The sequence below is a fragment of the uncultured Paracoccus sp. genome, from assembly GCF_947496875.1.
Classification (GTDB): domain Bacteria; phylum Pseudomonadota; class Alphaproteobacteria; order Rhodobacterales; family Rhodobacteraceae; genus Paracoccus.
The window spans coordinates 299,413-315,224 of record NZ_CANMEH010000003.1 but is presented as its reverse complement, the minus strand read 5'-3'; the positions used below and the strand labels follow the sequence as shown (position 1 = coordinate 315,224).

Here is a 15,812-nt window from a genome sequence, read left to right as displayed (position 1 = left end):
ACACCAGTCGCCCCCGTGGGCGCAGCCGCGCTGACGGGGGGCGATCCCCGGCCAGCGGGGACCGGAAGGCTGAACCCTCCGGGAATCCGGCTGGACATTCCAGACCGGACCGAGAGAGTCAAGGCGCAAGGAGATCCGCCATGACCATGACCCCTACGATCAGCCGCTTTACCGTTCCCAACCTGCGCAGCCTGCCCCCGGACATGCAGGAGATGATCCGCGCCGTGCAGGAGAAGTCGAGTTTCGTCCCGAACATCTTTCTGGCGCTTGCGCATCGCCCCGCCGAGTTCCGCGCCTTCTTTGCCTACCACGACGCGCTGATGGACAAGGACGAGGGGCTCAGCAAGGCCGAGCGCGAGATGATCGTGGTCGCGACGTCCGGGCTGAACCGCTGCCAGTACTGCGTCGTGGCACACGGGGCGATCCTCCGCATCCGCGCCAAGGATCCGCTGATCGCCGACCAGCTCGCGGTCAACTGGCGCAAGGCGCCGCTGTCGGACCGTCACCGGGCGATGCTGGAGTTCGCCGAGGCCGTGGCGATCGACGCCGAGAACATCACCGAGGACGACCACCTCGACCTCCTCGAGGGCGGGTTCACCACCGATGAGATCTGGGACATCGGGGCCATCGCTGCGTTCTTTGGCATGTCGAACCGGCTGGTCAACATGGCGGACATCTCGCCGAACGAGGAATTCTACACGCTCGGCCGTGGGTGACGGTGCCGCCGAATACGCGGGTCGAGTCGCTTCGCGGCCATGCGGCGATGCTGCTGTTTTCGCTGCTGGTCGCGGGATCCTTCTCGCTCGGGGTGCGGGCCGCCAACCTGATCGACCCGGCGGCGATCAGTGCCGCCCGTCTGGCGCTCGCAGCGGGCATTCTCGGAGGGATCGTGCTGGCAGGGCCAGGGCTGTCGCGATCCGCGTTCCGTGAACCCTGGCGCTTCCTGATCGTCGGAGGGCTGTTCGCCTTCTACTTCGTCCTGATGTTCGATGGGCTGAAGACCGCGCCGGCGGTCTCGGCCAGCGCGGTCTTCACGCTGACCCCGGTCCTGTCGGCGGGTTTCGGGTGGTGGTTGATGCGACAGCGGACCACCGGCCGGATGGCGCTGGCGTTGACGCTGGGGGCCGGCGGTGCCCTGTGGGTCATCTTTCGCGGCGACCTGGCGGCGATGGCACGGCTGGAGCTTGGCAGGGGCGAGGCGATCTATCTGGTCGGCTGTGTCGCCCACGCGCTGTATACCCCGATGGTCCGGCATCTGAACCGTGGCGAGCGCCCGCTGACCTTTGCATTCGGGACACTGGCCGGCGCGGCGCTGGTCCTGGCGGTCTGGGGCGGGCCTGCCATTGCCGCCACCCCGTGGGTCAGCCTTCCGGCGATCGTCTGGATCACGCTGATCTACCTCGCGGTGTTTGCCAGCGCCGCGACGACGGTTCTGCTGCAGTTCTCGGCGATGCGGCTGCCAGCGGCCAAGGTCATGGCCTACACCTACCTGATCCCGGCCTGGGTGATCGTGCTGGAATCGACGTCAGGGCAGGGATTTCCGGGACTGATCGTGCTGCCGGGTGTGCTGGCGACGATCGGCGCCCTGCTGCTGCTGCTCCGGGACTGACCCGGACAGGCCGGCGATCACGAATGCGTAAGGCGTGCAGCCGTTTCCGCGGCCGGGTCGTTAACCACGCATTGCCACCAGGAGGAACATCGATGACCCTATCCAAACTGACGACGACCGCCGCTGCCTTCGTGATGCTGACAGGTGGTGTCGCTCTGGCGCAGGCCCAGGCCCAGACGGACTCCCCGGACATGCCGGCGACCGTTGTCGACGTGGTGGTCGGCTCCGATGATCACACGACGCTGGAAACCGCAGTGATCGAGGCCGGCCTGGCCGAAACGCTGTCGGGCGAAGGTCCTTACACCGTGTTCGCCCCCACCGACGAGGCTTTCGGGGCGCTGCCCGCGGGTGCACTTGAGGCGGCGCTGGCGGAAGAGGACAAGGCCACGCTGAAAAGCATTCTCGGCTGCCACGTGCTGACCAACAAGGCGCTGGCCGCGGACGTGACCGGGATGATCGAGGCCGGCAACGGCACGGCGACGGTGACGACCCTCGGGAACTGCAGGCTGAACCTGACCGCCGTCGATGGAGAGGTTCGCATCAACGATCTCGTGACCGTCACGACCGCCGACCTCGAGGCCGGCAACGGGGTCGTGCACGTGATCAATGGCGTTCTGACCCCAGTCGCCCCGGCAGAGGCGCCGGCGGACGCCGCTGCAGATGAGCCCGCAACTGACGTCACCGCTGCGCCGACCAACTGATCCAGCGATCATCCGGAACGGAAAAAGGGGGCACTCAGCCCCCTTTTTTGTGACCGGCCAGCAGCGAAGCGGCACTATTGTGCCGACAGGCCCCGGAGAGAGATCGCTTCGAGTGACGCGGCGGCAAAAGCTGCGTCAGGCGGCCTGTTCCTGCGGGTCCACCAGCGCAACCAGGTCCATCATGATCCGGTTCAGTTCGAAGTCCTTGGGCGTGTAGACGCGGGTCACGCCCATCTCGCGCAGTCGCACCGCATCGTCGTCCGGGATGATGCCGCCGACGATCACCGGGACATGACCCAGCCCCGCCTCACGCATCCGCTTGATGACGTCCCTGACCAGCGGCAGGTGGCTGCCCGACAGGATCGACAGCCCCACCACATGGGCGGACTGGTCGCGGGCGGCAGCGACGATCTGTTCCGGGGTCAGGCGGATGCCGTCATAGGTGATGTCGATCCCGCAGTCCCGCGCGCGAAAGGCGATCTGTTCGGCACCGTTGGAATGACCATCCAGCCCGGGCTTGCCCACCACGAACTTCAGCCTCCGGCCCAGCTTGGCGCTGACCGCGTCCACCGCCTCGCGGATCGGTTCCAGCCCTTCCGTCCTGTTGCTGGGCGAGGGGGAGACACCGGTCGGACCCCGGTATTCACCATGGACGGCGCGCATGACGCCTGCCCACTCACCGGTCGTCGCACCCGCCTTTGCCGCCGTGATCGACGCCGGCATGACGTTGCGCCCCGCGGCCGCGTCATCGCGCAATTGCGCCAGCGCGGCCTCGACCGCCGCGTTGTCACGGCTGGCGCGCCACGCGTCCAGTCGGGTGATCTGGTCGGCCTCGACCGCAGGGTCGACGACCATGATGCCACCGTCGCCTGCCGTCAGGGGCGATGGTTCGCCCTGTTGCCAGCGGTTCACCCCCACTACGATCGTCTCGCCATCCTCGACCCGGTTCAGCCGCGCAGCATTCGCCTCGACCAGTCGCGACTTCATGTAGTCGATGGACGCGATCGCCCCACCCATGGCGTCGAGCGTCGCCAACTCGTCGCGGGCGCGCTGCTTCAGTTCATCGACCTTGGCAGCGATGGCAGGGTTGCCGTCGAACAGATCGTCAAATTCCAGCAGGTCGGTCTCGTAGGCCATGATCTGCTGCATGCGCAGCGACCACTGCTGGTCGAAGGGGCGGGGCAGTCCCAGCGCCTCGTTCCAGGCGGGCAGTTGCACGGCCCGGGCCCGCGCGTTCCTGGACAGCGTCACGGCCAGCATCTCGATGAGGATGCGGTAGACATTGTTTTCCGGCTGCTGCTCCGTCAGCCCGAGGCTGTTGACCTGCACGCCATACCGGAAGCGCCGGTACTTCTCCTCCTCGATCCCGTAGCGATCGCGACAGATCTCGTCCCACAGCTCGGTGAAGGCACGCATCTTGCAGAGTTCCGTCACGAAGCGGATGCCGGCATTCACGAAGAAGCTGATCCGCCCCACCATCGCAGGGAAATCGGCGGCATCCACCTTTCCCTTCAGGTCGTCGAGTACCGCGATGCCCGTCGCCAGCGCATAGGCCAGTTCCTGTTCCGGCGTCGCCCCCGCCTCCTGCAGATGATAGGAACAGACGTTCATCGGGTTCCACTTGGGAAGATGCTCGGCCGTGTAGGCGGCCACGTCGGTGATCATCCGCAGGCTCGGCTTGGGCGGGCAGATATAGGTGCCGCGGGACAGATATTCCTTGATGATGTCATTCTGCACCGTGCCCTGCAGCTGCGCCACGTCGGCGCCCTGCTCCTCGGCGACGGCGATGTACAGCGCCAGCAGCCATGGGGCCGTCGCGTTGATCGTCATCGAGGTGTTCATCTTCTCCAGCGGGATCTGGTCGAACAGTGCCCGCATGTCCCCCAGATGGCCGACCGGCACGCCGACCTTTCCGACCTCGCCCCTGGCCAGCACGTGGTCGCTGTCATAGCCGGTCTGGGTGGGAAGATCGAAAGCGACGGAGAGCCCCGTCTGCCCCTTCGACAGGTTGCTGCGGTAAAGGGCGTTCGACTTGGCCGCCGTCGAATGTCCGGCGTAGGTCCTGAACAGCCAGGGTTTGTCCTTGGTCCTCATGCGACCCCTTTCCGCAACTTTATTCCTCGCGCACCCGAATTAGGGACGGAATGTTGCGCCGTCAATTCTCTGCGGTGCGGCATCGGCGGAAAATCTCGCGCCGACCGTCGCAGGGGCCGGCCAGGAGTTACCCGAACCGCCTCGGCAGGACGCAGTGCTTGGGCCGCGATCAAAGTCGGCGAACCCCAGCACGGCGCCGGCTGCTGCACCGTTCAGATCGCGGCGGCCTTCACGTCCTCATCGACCTTGTCCAGGTACTGCTCGAAATTCTCGCGGAACATGGACTTCAGCTTTTCCGCCTGGGCGTCATAGGCCGCGCCGTCCGCCCAGGTCTGCCGGGGGTCCAGCAGCGTGTCGTCGACTCCCGGTACGCTGACCGGAACCTCGAACCCGAAATTCGGGTCCGTGCGGAACTCGGCGTTGTTCAGCGACCCGTCAAGGGCCGCGGTCAGCAGCGCGCGAGTCGCCTTTATTGGCATCCGCTTGCCGGTTCCGAACGGGCCGCCCGTCCAGCCGGTATTGACCAGCCAGCAGGTCGCACCCGACTTTCCGATCCGCTCGGCCAGCAGCCTGCCGTATTCCTCGGGCCGGCGAGGCATGAACGGCGCCCCGAAACATGTCGAGAATGTCGGCTGCGGTTCCATGACGCCGTCCTCGGTCCCTGGCGTCTTGGAGGTGAAGCCCGAGAGGAAGTGATACATGGCCTGCTGCGGTGTCAGGCGCGCGATGGGCGGCATCACCCCGTAGGCGTCCGAGGTCAGCATGATGATGTTCTTGGGCTCTCCGGCCAGCCCCGTCGCGGAGGCGTTCGAGATTGCCTCGAGCGGATAGGCGCAGCGCATGTTTTCGGTGATCGAACTGTCCTCGAAATCGAGTTCCAGCGTCACCAGGTCATAGACCATGTTCTCGATCACGGTGCCGAACCGCGTCGTCGTCGCGTGGATTTGCGGCTCGGCTTCGGCGGACAGGTTGATCGTCTTGGCGTAGCAGCCGCCTTCGAAGTTGAAGGTGCCCTTGTCGGACCAGCCATGCTCGTCATCGCCAATCAGCACACGGGACGGGTCCGCCGACAGGGTGGTCTTGCCCGTGCCGGACAGCCCGAAGAAGACCGCCACGTCGTCGGTGTCGCCGGGCGCGTGGTTGGCCGAGCAGTGCATCGGCATCACCCCCCGCTCGGGCAGGATGTAGTTCAGCAGCGTGAACACGGCCTTCTTGTTCTCGCCCGCGTAGCCGGTGTTGGCGATCAGGATCATCTTGCGGTCGAAGTTCATCGCGATCACCGTCGCGCTGCGGCAGCCGTGCCGGGCCGGATCGGCCTTGAACGACGGGCAGTTGATGATTGTCCAGTCGGCCGTGAAACTTGCCAGTTCGGAAGGGTCCGGCCGCCGCAGCAGATGCCGGATGAACAGGTTGTGCCACGCCAGTTCGCTGATCACACGCACGTCCAGCCGCTGATCCGAATCAGCGCCGGCATACAGATCTTGAACGAAGTACTCCTTGCCCTGCATGTGGGCGGCCATGTCCTGGTACAGCCGATCGAAGGCCGCAGGCTCCATCGCGGCATTGTTGTCCCACCAGATGCTGTCTTCGACCGACGCCGTCCGGACCACGAACTTGTCCTTGGGTGAACGCCCGGTCTTGGCGCCGGTGCTGACAAGAAAGGTGCCCCCCAGCCCCAGGTGGCCTTCGGCGCGCCGGATCGCCGCTTCCATCAGGGCCGGTTCCAGCAGGTTATAATGCACCGCCCCGAGCCCGTGCAGTCCCTGGTCCTCGAGCCGGAAGGCGGGGTTCACGCGGGTATCGGCCATACTATGCTCCTGTGGAATGGGTGCGGCTGCAACGCACCGGCCGGCTATAGCATGAGCCATTGATGAAGGAAGCGCAGGGGTGGGTACGTTAGCGCCACCAGCTTATGTTATCGCAAACAGGTGCAAAAATTTCCGTTATCCAGCCGTTTGTTAATCATAAATCCGTCAAGCTCGCTGCATGACAGATGATTCGATCGTCCAGCATGCATCGGCGGTATCGGTTTCGGGGAACGGTCTTCTTGCGATCGGTCCCGCAGGTGCGGGCAAGTCAACGCTGTGCCTGATGCTGATGGCCGTGGGCGGGCAACTGGTCGCGGATGATCGGGTGCGCCTGTGGCGAGAAGGGGACGCCGTGCTCGCGGACGCGCCCCATACGCTGCGCGGTTGCGTGGAGGCGCGGGGGGTCGGTATCCTGCGGGCGAAGCCGGCGGGCCCGACCCGCCTGGCGCTCGTGGTCGATCTGGGCCGAACCGAAGAGCAGCGGCTGCCGCCCTGTCGCACCCGTGAACTGCTGGGGGTCCGTCTGCCTCTTGTGCTCGGATCCGACCAGCCACATTTTCATGCTGCATTGCGGCAGTACCTGATTGCGGGCCGCGCGGACCAGGACAGCTAGATGGGGCAGGGTGCCACCTTGCAGCACAAGACCGACGGCGAGCTGCACGCCCAGCGGCTGGTTCTGGTCACCGGCCCCTCTGGTGCCGGGCGCTCCACGGCAATCCGCGCGCTCGAGGATGTGGGCTACGAGGCTATCGACAACCTGCCCTTGTCGCTGGTTCCGCGCCTGCTGGACGGTCGCAGTCGGCCCACGCCCATGGCGCTGGGACTAGACGTGCGCAACCGGGAATTCTCGGCCGCCAACGTCATCGAGCTGATCGACCGGCTGACGCGCGACCCCGCGCATGATTGCGAGGTCCTGTATCTCGATTGCGACACCGATCGGCTGGTCCAGCGTTATAACGAGACCCGGCGCCGGCACCCGTTGTCCGAGGAAGGTTCACCCGTTGCGGCGATCCTGACCGAGCGCGACCTGCTCGCATCGATCCGCTCGCGCGCCGACGTGCTGATCGATACGACCGACCTGTCGCCGCACGATTTGCGAGCCGAGCTGGTGCGGTTCTTCGATCCGCGACCCGGTGCGGGGCTGACCCTTTCGGTGCAGTCATTCAGCTACAAGCGCGGGGTTCCGCGGGGCATCGACATGATGTTCGACTGTCGGTTCCTGGCCAATCCGCACTGGGTGGAGGCGCTGCGCCCGCTGGACGGTCGTGATGCGGCGGTGCGTGATTTCGTCATGAACGATCCACGCTACGCCGAATTCTTCGAACGGATTCGCGACCTCATCCTGTTTGCCCTGCCCGCACAGGTCGAGGAGGGGAAATCGCACCTGGCGATCGGTTTTGGCTGCACGGGCGGACAGCATCGTTCCGTCACATTGACGGAAAACATGGCCGTTGCGCTTGCACAGGCCGGCTGGCAGGTGTCAAAACGTCATCGAGAACTGGAACGCCGCACGACGGCCCCTGCGGTTTCGGCTCGGCCGGCCCGCGACGCGGGGCCGGCATGATCCGCGCGGCTGCATGTGGTGGAAGTCTTTGATCGGAATCGTCATCGTCGCGCATGGCGGATTGGCGCGCGAATATCTCGCCGCAGTGGAACACGTCGTCGGCCCGCAGTCGAGCGTTCGCGCCATCACCATGGAAGACGACCATGACCGCGCGACCAAGCAGCAGGAAATCTGCGATGCCGCGAATGCCGTCGACCGCGGCCAGGGTGTCGTGGTCGTCACCGACCTGTTCGGCAGTTCGCCGTCGAACCTGTCGATCCTCGCCTGCAGCGAGCGGCAGCGGATGATCCTTTACGGTGCGAACCTGCCCATGCTGGTCAAGCTGGCCAAGTCCCGCCACCTGCCGGTCCCCGAGGCGGTGTCGCTGGCCAAGGATGCAGGGCGCAAATACATCAACAGCTATGACCTGTCTGCCGATGCCGGTCCTCTGCAATGGGCGGGGACTTGAGCGCGGAGGGGCCGCCGGACGCGGTCACCCGGGATCTGCGGATCATCAACGAGAAAGGCCTGCACGCGCGCGCCTCCGCCCGGTTCGTGGAAACCGTCGAAGAATTCGACGCGACAGCCACCATCGAAAAGGATGGCGAGCGGGTATCCGGGGATTCCATCATGGGCCTGCTGATGCTGGCGGCGTCGCGGGGCAGCACGATCACCGTCACCACCACCGGACCGCAGGCCGGGGAACTGGCTGATGCGCTGCAGGCGCTGGTCGCCGACTGTTTCGGCGAAGGCATGTAACGGCGGAACTGACCGCGTCTTCAGTAGGCGTATTCGGGATAGATCCGGGTCAGGTCGCCCTGCCATTCGCCATGGTACTTGGCCAGCAGCTCGTCCGCCGGGGTCTGGCCCGTGTCAACGGCCTCGCGCAGCGCATTCAGGAAATGCGTCTCATCCCCGATCAGGCCACCGGCGCCGGGCCGGGCGCGTGCCCGCAGCCCCGCCTCGGCGATGTCCAGCACTTCACGCGACAACTCCCGCAGCTTTACGCCGTTCGCCTGCCCCGCCAGCGCGTCGCGCGAGGCCGCCCGGCGCAGCCCTTCGCGCGTGTCGTGATCCCAATCCTTGACCAGATCCCATGCGGCGTCCAGCGCGCCCTGATCGTAAAGCAGCCCGACCCACAGCGCGGGCAGCGCGCATAACCGCCGCCACGGTCCGCCATCGGCGCCGCGCATCTCGATGTATTTCTTGACTCTAGCCTCGGGGAACGCGGTGGTCATGTGGTCGGCCCAGTCCGACAGGGTCGGCACCTCGCCCGGCAGCGCGGGCAGGCGGCCGTTCAGGAAATCGCGGAACGACTGACCCAGCGCGTCGATATATCGGCCGTCGCGATAGACGAAGTACATCGGCACGTCGAGAACGTAGTCCACCCAGCGGTCGTAACCGAACCCGTCCTCGAACACGAAGGGCAGCATCCCGGTACGCGCCTCGTCCAGGTTCTGCCAGATGTGGCTGCGCCAGCTCTTCATCCCGTTCGGGCGTCCGTCCAGAAAGGGCGAATTGGCGAACAGCGCCGTGGCGACCGGCTGCAGCGCCAGCCCGACCCGCAGCTTCTGCACCATGTCGGCTTCCGACGCGAAATCCAGGTTTACCTGCACGGTGCAGGTCCGGTACATCATCTGGGTGCCCAGCGTGCCGACCTTTTCCATGTAGGGCGTCATCAGCGCATAGCGGCCCTTGGGCATCATCGGCATCTGGTCCTGCGTCCAGATCGGCGCGGCGCCCAGGCCGATGAACCCCGCCCCGATGCCGTCGGCGACCTGCTTGACCTCGGCGAGATGGGCGTTCACCTCGTCGCAGGTCTGGTGGATGGTCTCGACCGGCGCGCCCGACAGTTCCAGCTGTCCGCCCGGTTCCAGTGAGACGTTGGCCCCGTCCCGTTCCAGGCCGATGATGTGGCCGCCTTCCATGACCGAGGTCCAGCCAAAGCGGTCGCGAAGGCCTTCCAGCATGGTGCGGATCGACCGTGGGCCGTCATAGGGCAGCGGCGTCAGCGTGTCCCAGCAGAAGCCGAACTTCTCGTGCTCGGTACCGATCCGCCAGTCATTCACGGGTTTTTCGCCCGAGGAGATGTATTCGGCCAGTTGCTCGCGCCGTTCGATCGGGCCGCCGCCCTGTTGAGGAATGGACATGGTGGCCTCTCGCCGTCGTGACCCGCGACAGGTGAACCGGGGGGCAGGGCGTGTCAAGGCGGCCAGGCCGGGTGCATCCGCAGCTGCGTTGCAGCGGACCGGCGCCCCGGCCGCGTCAAGCGCAGCCGGACCGCGTCGGTGTCAGCCGATCTCGCCGCGCACCCCGCCGGTCTGGCCCCGGTCCAGCAGCAGGTGGTCCAGCACGACACAGGCGGCCATTGCCTCGGCCACCGGCACGGCGCGGATGCCGACGCAGGGATCGTGACGGCCCCGGGTGACCAGGTCGATCTCCTCACCCGCTGCATTGATCGTCTGCCGCGGTGTCAGGATCGAGCTGGTCGGCTTGACGGCAAAGCGCACCAGAATGGCCTGTCCCGTCGAAATCCCGCCGAGGATGCCGCCGGCGTGGTTCGACGCATAGACCGGACCGGCCGGGCCCATGCGGATCTCGTCGGCGTTCTCGCTGCCGCGTAACGCGGCGGCGGCCATGCCCTCGCCGATCTCGACGCCCTTGACCGCGTTGATCGACATCATCGCGGCCGCCAGGTCGGTGTCCAACTTGGCGTAGACCGGCGCACCGAGGCCGGGAGGGCAGCCCTGCACGACCACCTCGACCACGGCACCGATGCTGTCCTGATCCTTGCGAATGGCGGTCAGATGCTCGGTCCAGGCCGCGACGCTTTTCGGATCGGGGCAGAAGAAGTCGTTGCGCCCGATCTCGTCCAGGTCGATGCGGGCGCGGTCGATCTGCAGCGCGCCCAGTTGCACCATGTAGCCGGTGATCCGCAGGTCCGGCACCAGCTGGCGTAGGACCGCCAGCGCGACCCCCGCGGCGGCGACCCGCGCCGCGGTTTCCCGGGCGCTGGATCGGCCACCCCCGCGATAGTCGCGGACCCCGTATTTCTGGTGGTAGGTGATGTCGGCGTGACCGGGTCGAAACGCCTGCGCGATCTCGCCATAGTCGCGGGACCGCTGGTCGGTGTTCTCGATCATCAGCTGGATCGGGGTGCCGGTGGTGCGCCCCTCGAACACGCCCGACAGGATCCGCACCGCGTCGGCTTCCTGGCGCTGCGTCGTCATCCGCGACTGGCCCGGCCGGCGGCGATCCAGCAGCGGCTGGATATCGGCCTCGGTCAGGGGGATGCCGGGCGGGCAGCCATCGACCGTCGCCCCCAGTGCGGGCCCGTGGCTTTCCCCCCAGGTGGTAAAGCGGAACATGCGGCCGAAGGTGTTGACGCTCATCTGTCCGGGTCCATCCTGTGCGATCTCGGCCTGCGATAGCCGGGCGGACGCGGTGCGGCAAGGATCGGCGGGCGAGGGGCCGGTCGCCGGAAAGATCGGGGTTGCGCGGATGCCGGGCCCGCGCCATGGTCAGCCTACCTCGGGGTGCCTATCATCGGGCTGAGATGCGGCTGCGGTCGCGAACCCGTCGAACCTGATCCGGCTTGCACCGGCGGAGGGAAAGGTTTTGCTGCTCCTTCTCTCCGTCATCCGTCGCAAAGGAGGACCGCGATGATGGCGTATCGCTCACCAGTGGCCTTGGCAGTCGTGCTGGCCTGCAGCCTGTCGGCGCAGTGCGGGCAGGCGACGGAAGGACCGGAGTTCACGGTCTATGCGCCCGATTACTTCGCCAGCGAGTGGGGGCCGGGCCCGGGGATCGAGGCCGGGTTCGAAAACACCTGCGGATGCGATCTGCAGTTCATGACCGGCGACGTGCTGCCGCGCATCCTGATGGAGGGTGAACGCACCCGCGCCGATGTCGTGATCGGTCTGAACACCGACCAGACCGCCAGAGCGCGCGAAACCGGGCTGTTCGCCCCGCACGGTCAGGACGTGGCGACCCTGACCCTGCCGATCGAATGGACCGACGAGATCTTCCTGCCGTTCAACTGGAGCGAGACAGCGTTTGTCTATGACGAAACCCGCCTTCCCGATCCGCCGGACAGTTTTCAGGCGCTGCTGGACGCCCCCGACGACCTGAAGATCGTCATCCAGGACCCTCGTGCGTCGGTCAGCGGACTGGCGCTGCTGCTTTGGGTCACGGCGGTGTTCGGCGAGGATGCCGAACAGGCGTGGGAAAAGCTCGCGCCCAAGGTGTTGACCGTCACCAAGGACTGGTCGGAAAGCTACGGGCTGTTCACCCGGGGCGAGGCCGATATGGTCCTGTCCTACACCACGTCGCCGGCCTATCACATCGTGGCCGAGGATGACCGCACCAAGCACGCGGCGATCTTTCCCGAGGGGCACTACTTCATGGTGGAACTTGTCGCGCGGCTGAAAGGGTCCGACCAGCCGGATCTGGCGCAGCAATTCATGAATTACGTTCTGTCGCCCGACTTCCAGGGGATGATCGCGGAAGGCAACTGGTCCTATCCGGCCAGGCTGCCGGCCGACCAGCTGCCGCAGGCGTTTCGTGACCTGCCGCGACCGCAAAAGACCTTCTTCTATCCCGAGGAGCAGGCCGAGGCGTTGCGCCAGCCGGCGCTTGACGCATGGCTACGGGCGTTCGCCGGCTGATCCCGCGGCGCTGGAGCGGACCAGTTGCCGGGGAAATCCCCGGCGGCGGTGCCGGCGCCGTTGTCGCCGGGTTTCTGGCGGTCCTGATCCTGGGAACGCTCGCGGCCGTTGCCTGGACGGCGCGCGGCTTGTCGGGTCTGGGCCCGTGGGATCTGCGCGCGATCTGGTTCACGCTGTGGCAGGCGGCCCTGTCGGCGAGCCTGTCGGCCGCGCTGGCGGTGCCGGTCGCCCGGGCGCTGGCCCGGCGCAGCTTTGCCGGCCGGGGCGCGCTGATCCTGCTGCTCGGCGCGCCGTTCATCCTGCCGGTGATCGTGGCGATCATGGGCCTGGTCGAGATCTTCGGACGGCAGGGGTTGGTGAACGCCGCTCTGCAGGCCGTGGGTCTGCCGCGCTTTTCGATCTATGGCTGGCAAGGGGTCGTCCTGGCCCATGTGTTCTTCAACATCCCGCTGGCCGTCCGGCTGATCCTGCAGGGCTGGCAGGGAATTCCGGGCGAACGGATCCGACTGGCCGAGAGCTTGGGGTTTTCGCCGCGGGACATCGGTCGTCACCTGGAGCGACCGATGCTGCGCGAGGTCCTGCCCGGCGTGTGGCTGGTGATCTTCATGGTCTGCCTGACCAGCTTCGCGGTGGCGCTGACGCTGGGCGGCGGGCCGCGTGCGACGACGGTCGAACTGGCGATCTATCAGGCGTTCCGCTTCGACTTCGACCTGGGGCGTGCCGCCACGCTGGGGCTCGTGCAGGTGGCGATCAGCCTGGGTGCGATCCTGCTTGCCGCGCGCGTCACCCTGCCGCCCGGGTTCGGCGCGGGGATGGGGGGCGGTGCGGCCCTGCGCGGGCCGGCCGGCTGGCGGGTGGGCGCGGACGTCGCTGCGATCGCACTCGCCGCGGCGTTCCTGATCGGACCGATGGCCGCGGTGATCCTGCCCGGGCTGCCGGCGCTGGGGGCGCTGCCGGCGGATGTATGGACTGCGGCGGCACGGTCCCTGCTCATGGCGCTGGGGTCGGCGGCGCTGACCCTGGTGCTGTCGGTCGCGCTCGCCCTGGCGCTGGACCGGGGTCGGAACCGCTGGATCGAGATCGCGGGGATGCTGCCGTTGGTCGCCTCGCCGCTGGTGCTGGGGACCGGCATCTACCTGCTGGTGCGCGAGTGGGTGCGACCGGAAACGCTGGCCCTGCCGGTCACGGTGCTGATCAACGCGATCATGGCGCTGCCCTTTGCGCTGCGGGCGCTGATCCCGGCCGCCCGCACGGTGCAGGCGGATTATGGCCGGCTCGCCGCCTCTCTGGGGCTGCGGCGCTGGGCTCGGCTGCGGGTGCTGACCCTGCCGCGGCTTGCACGACCGCTGGGCTTTGCCGGCGGGTTGGCGGCGGCGCTTGCGATGGGGGATTTGGGCGTGATCACCTTGTTTGCCGACAGCGACCGCACCACCCTGCCAATGCAGCTCTACCTGCTGATGGGCCGCTATCGCATGCAGGACGCCGCCGGCGCCGCGGTGCTGTTGATGGCGATCAGCCTGGCGCTGTTCTGGATCTTTGACCGGCTTGGCCGCCGGCTGGGTGGCAGTGACGATGACGCTTGAGTTTCGTGCAGCCCGCGTCACCCTGGGCGATTTCACCCTGCGCGCCGACCTGACCGTGCCGGCCGGCGCGCGGGTTGCCGTGATCGGGCCATCGGGATCCGGCAAGTCCACCCTGCTGGCGCTGGTCGCGGGGTTCCTGCGCCCCGATGCCGGCGCGGTGCTGTGGCAGGGGCGTGATCTGGCGCCGCTGCCCCCGGGCGAGCGGCCGGTGTCGATCCTGTTCCAGGACCAGAACCTGTTTCCTCATCTGACCGTCGCACAGAACGTCGCGCTGGGGCTGCGTCCGGATTTGCGGCTGACGCCGGCGCAGCATGCGGCGGTGGCTGCGGCACTGCAGTCGGTCGGGCTGGCGGGGATGGGCGGACGGCGCCCGGCCGCCTTGTCGGGCGGGCAGCAGGGGCGCGTCGCGCTGGCGCGAGTCGGTCTGCGCGCCCGTCCGATCCTGCTGCTGGACGAGGCGTTCGCTGCACTAGGACCGGCCCTGAAGGACGAGATGCTGGACCTGGTCGCCGGCATTGCCCGGGACGGCAACGCCACGGTGCTGATGGTGACGCATGACCCGGATGACGCGCGCCGTTTTGCCGATCTGACCATCGTGGTCGACGAGGGCGTCGCGGCGCCGCCGCAGCCGACCGGCCCGTTGCTGGACAATCCGCCGCCCGGCCTGCGCGCCTATCTGGGCTGACCACCGGGGGTCAGCGGCGGAACCGGGCGGGGGTGAGCGCCTGGGCGAGCGCGGGATCGACGGGGCGGCGCAGGACGGTGTCGGCGACGAGGCGGGCGGCGGCGGGGGCGGACTGGAAACCGTAGCCGCCCTGGCCGGCGAACCAGATGAAATCGGGATCGGCGGGGTCGGGGCCGAAGACGGGAATGCCGTCGGGGGCGAAGGTGCGCAGGCCGCCCCAGCTGGACAGCAGGCGGGTGACGGAGTGGCGGGTCATCGCCTCGTAGCGGGCGAGGCCTTCGGCGAGGACCATGTCGTCGGCCCAGGCGTCGTGGGGATGGGTCGGATCAGCGTCTGCCGGGGACACGATCAGGGCGCCGGCATCGGGTTTCGCATACCAGGTTTCGTCCACGCCGAAGGTCATGGGCCAGGATGTGGGGTCCATGCCGTCGGGGGCGGGGATGCGGGCCATCGAGCGGCGGTGGGGGGTGAGGCCGAGGGGGGCGAGGCCGGCGCGGGTGGCGATTTCGTCGGCCCAGGGGCCGGCGGCGTTGATCAGGGTGGGGGCGGTGAAGTCGCCGCGGGGGGTGGTCGCGGTCCAGGCGCCGGGGCGGCGGGTGAGGGCGGTGACGGGGTGGCCGGTGTGCAGGGTGGCGCCGTGGGCGCGGGCGGATTTCGCATAGGATTGAAGGAGTTGATCGGTGTCGATGTCGCTGGCGTGGGTGCCGTGCGCGGCGGCGCGGATGCGGGCGGGGTCCAGCGGGGGGAACAGCGTGGCGGCATGGTCGGGGGTGATCTTGTCGAGGTGGAAGGCGTTGGATTCGGCTGCGAATTCAGCGGCTTGGCCTTCGGCGGCGACCAGCAGCAGGCCGCGGGGGGTGAGGAACGGGGCCAGTGCCTCGGCCGAGGCGAGCGAGAGGGCCACCACGGGGGCCGGGCCGTAATAGGGTTCGTAGAGCGCGGCCGAGCGCGAGGAGGCGTGGTGGGCCAGATTTCCTTCTGATTCCAGCAGGATGACGGAGGCGTGGGGGGCGAGTTCGGCGGCCGCCGAGACGCCCGCGATGCCGCCGCCGATGATCAGGATGTCGCTGTGCATGGGGGCTGTGTGCCATGCCGGGCGGCAGCGTCAACCCCGCCGCCGGT

General features: G+C 67.6%; 15 protein-coding genes and 1 riboswitch. Of the genes, 10 read left to right on the top strand and 5 right to left on the bottom strand.

The annotated features are described in order from the left end of the window. Nucleotides 1-146: 146 nt before the first annotated feature. The 3 genes from Q0938_RS05960 to Q0938_RS05950 all read left to right on the top strand — a co-directional run bounded on the left by Q0938_RS05960 (nucleotide 147) and on the right by Q0938_RS05950 (nucleotide 2,310). Nucleotides 147-716, top strand: coding sequence for a peroxidase-related enzyme (locus tag Q0938_RS05960; protein ID WP_299360364.1), 570 nt, complete (start codon nucleotides 147-149; stop codon nucleotides 714-716). Beyond that, nucleotides 713-1,609 (top strand): DMT family transporter, encoded by an 897-nt coding sequence (locus tag Q0938_RS05955; protein ID WP_299360224.1) that lies wholly within the window; start codon nucleotides 713-715, stop codon nucleotides 1,607-1,609. The genes Q0938_RS05960 and Q0938_RS05955 overlap by 4 nt, the downstream gene beginning before the upstream one ends. A 92-nt stretch (nucleotides 1,610-1,701) precedes the next feature. Next, nucleotides 1,702-2,310 carry a fasciclin domain-containing protein gene (locus Q0938_RS05950; RefSeq protein WP_299360223.1) on the top strand — a complete coding sequence of 203 codons (609 nt, stop codon included), beginning with the start codon at nucleotides 1,702-1,704 and terminating at the stop codon, nucleotides 2,308-2,310. 135 nt (nucleotides 2,311-2,445) lie between these two features. On the opposite strand, the gene Q0938_RS05945 is transcribed toward Q0938_RS05950, so the two are convergent. Both Q0938_RS05945 and Q0938_RS05940 read right to left on the bottom strand, forming a co-directional pair. Then, nucleotides 2,446-4,404 carry a protein meaA gene (locus Q0938_RS05945; RefSeq protein ID WP_299360222.1) on the bottom strand — a complete coding sequence of 653 codons (1,959 nt, stop codon included), beginning with the start codon at nucleotides 4,402-4,404 and terminating at the stop codon, nucleotides 2,446-2,448. Between the two features lie 212 nt (nucleotides 4,405-4,616). Next, nucleotides 4,617-6,212: a phosphoenolpyruvate carboxykinase gene (locus Q0938_RS05940; RefSeq protein ID WP_299360221.1), complete on the bottom strand. Its 1,596-nt coding sequence runs from the start codon at nucleotides 6,210-6,212 to the stop codon at nucleotides 4,617-4,619. Nucleotides 6,213-6,390: 178 nt separating this feature from the next. Between Q0938_RS05940 and Q0938_RS05935 the strand changes: the two genes are divergently transcribed. The 4 genes from Q0938_RS05935 to Q0938_RS05920 are packed head-to-tail and all read left to right on the top strand — an operon-like array spanning nucleotide 6,391 to nucleotide 8,514. Next, nucleotides 6,391-6,825, top strand: coding sequence for a serine kinase (locus tag Q0938_RS05935; RefSeq protein ID WP_299360220.1), 435 nt, complete (start codon nucleotides 6,391-6,393; stop codon nucleotides 6,823-6,825). Continuing rightward, on the top strand, nucleotides 6,826-7,776 hold the full coding sequence (gene rapZ, locus Q0938_RS05930) for an RNase adapter RapZ (protein WP_299360219.1): 951 nt from the start codon (nucleotides 6,826-6,828) through the stop codon (nucleotides 7,774-7,776). A 28-nt stretch (nucleotides 7,777-7,804) separates the two neighbouring features. Next, the gene (locus tag Q0938_RS05925) at nucleotides 7,805-8,224 is read left to right on the top strand and encodes a PTS fructose transporter subunit IIA (RefSeq protein ID WP_299360218.1); all 420 of its coding nucleotides are present in this window, start codon (nucleotides 7,805-7,807) and stop codon (nucleotides 8,222-8,224) included. Then, nucleotides 8,221-8,514 (top strand): HPr family phosphocarrier protein, encoded by a 294-nt coding sequence (locus Q0938_RS05920; protein ID WP_299360217.1) that lies wholly within the window; start codon nucleotides 8,221-8,223, stop codon nucleotides 8,512-8,514. The genes Q0938_RS05925 and Q0938_RS05920 overlap by 4 nt, the downstream gene beginning before the upstream one ends. Before the next feature lie 20 nt (nucleotides 8,515-8,534). Here Q0938_RS05920 and Q0938_RS05915 read toward each other — a convergent pair whose 3' ends face one another. Both Q0938_RS05915 and aroC read right to left on the bottom strand, forming a co-directional pair. Further along, nucleotides 8,535-9,905, bottom strand: coding sequence for a glutamate--cysteine ligase (locus tag Q0938_RS05915; protein ID WP_299360216.1), 1,371 nt, complete (start codon nucleotides 9,903-9,905; stop codon nucleotides 8,535-8,537). 141 nt (nucleotides 9,906-10,046) lie between these two features. Further along, entirely contained in the window at nucleotides 10,047-11,147 is a 1,101-nt protein-coding gene (aroC, locus tag Q0938_RS05910) for a chorismate synthase (protein ID WP_299360215.1), read from the bottom strand. 130 nt (nucleotides 11,148-11,277) lie between these two features. Beyond that, nucleotides 11,278-11,385: riboswitch (TPP riboswitch) on the top strand. A 35-nt stretch (nucleotides 11,386-11,420) separates the two neighbouring features. Here aroC and Q0938_RS05905 point away from each other — a divergent pair. The 3 genes from Q0938_RS05905 to Q0938_RS05895 are packed head-to-tail and all read left to right on the top strand — an operon-like array spanning nucleotide 11,421 to nucleotide 14,690. After that, nucleotides 11,421-12,422 (top strand): thiamine ABC transporter substrate binding subunit, encoded by a 1,002-nt coding sequence (locus Q0938_RS05905; RefSeq protein ID WP_299360362.1) that lies wholly within the window; start codon nucleotides 11,421-11,423, stop codon nucleotides 12,420-12,422. Then, a complete protein-coding gene (locus Q0938_RS05900) occupies nucleotides 12,398-14,005 on the top strand; it encodes a thiamine/thiamine pyrophosphate ABC transporter permease ThiP (protein WP_299360214.1) in 1,608 nt (535 codons plus the stop codon). Before Q0938_RS05905 ends, Q0938_RS05900 begins: the two co-directional genes overlap by 25 nt. Continuing rightward, nucleotides 13,995-14,690: an ATP-binding cassette domain-containing protein gene (locus Q0938_RS05895; protein ID WP_299360213.1), complete on the top strand. Its 696-nt coding sequence runs from the start codon at nucleotides 13,995-13,997 to the stop codon at nucleotides 14,688-14,690. Before Q0938_RS05900 ends, Q0938_RS05895 begins: the two co-directional genes overlap by 11 nt. Before the next feature lie 10 nt (nucleotides 14,691-14,700). Here the strand turns inward: Q0938_RS05895 and Q0938_RS05890 are convergent, their stop codons facing one another. Next, nucleotides 14,701-15,765, bottom strand: a complete 1,065-nt coding sequence (locus Q0938_RS05890) for an FAD-dependent oxidoreductase (RefSeq protein ID WP_299360212.1) — start codon at nucleotides 15,763-15,765, stop codon at nucleotides 14,701-14,703. Nucleotides 15,766-15,812 lie beyond the last annotated feature (47 nt).

Coding starts and splice junctions, on each gene's coding strand:
- Q0938_RS05890 (WP_299360212.1), bottom strand. CDS start 15,765: ATGCACAGCGACATCCTGATCATCGGCGGCGGCATCGCGGGCGTCTCG.
- Q0938_RS05940 (WP_299360221.1), bottom strand. CDS start 6,212: ATGGCCGATACCCGCGTGAACCCCGCCTTCCGGCTCGAGGACCAGGGA.
- Q0938_RS05945 (WP_299360222.1), bottom strand. CDS start 4,404: ATGAGGACCAAGGACAAACCCTGGCTGTTCAGGACCTACGCCGGACAT.
- Q0938_RS05895 (WP_299360213.1), top strand. CDS start 13,995: ATGACGCTTGAGTTTCGTGCAGCCCGCGTCACCCTGGGCGATTTCACC.
- Q0938_RS05915 (WP_299360216.1), bottom strand. CDS start 9,905: ATGTCCATTCCTCAACAGGGCGGCGGCCCGATCGAACGGCGCGAGCAA.
- aroC (WP_299360215.1), bottom strand. CDS start 11,147: ATGAGCGTCAACACCTTCGGCCGCATGTTCCGCTTTACCACCTGGGGG.
- Q0938_RS05935 (WP_299360220.1), top strand. CDS start 6,391: ATGACAGATGATTCGATCGTCCAGCATGCATCGGCGGTATCGGTTTCG.
- Q0938_RS05900 (WP_299360214.1), top strand. CDS start 12,398: ATGGCTACGGGCGTTCGCCGGCTGATCCCGCGGCGCTGGAGCGGACCA.
- rapZ (WP_299360219.1), top strand. CDS start 6,826: ATGGGGCAGGGTGCCACCTTGCAGCACAAGACCGACGGCGAGCTGCAC.
- Q0938_RS05905 (WP_299360362.1), top strand. CDS start 11,421: ATGGCGTATCGCTCACCAGTGGCCTTGGCAGTCGTGCTGGCCTGCAGC.
- Q0938_RS05960 (WP_299360364.1), top strand. CDS start 147: ATGACCCCTACGATCAGCCGCTTTACCGTTCCCAACCTGCGCAGCCTG.
- Q0938_RS05950 (WP_299360223.1), top strand. CDS start 1,702: ATGACCCTATCCAAACTGACGACGACCGCCGCTGCCTTCGTGATGCTG.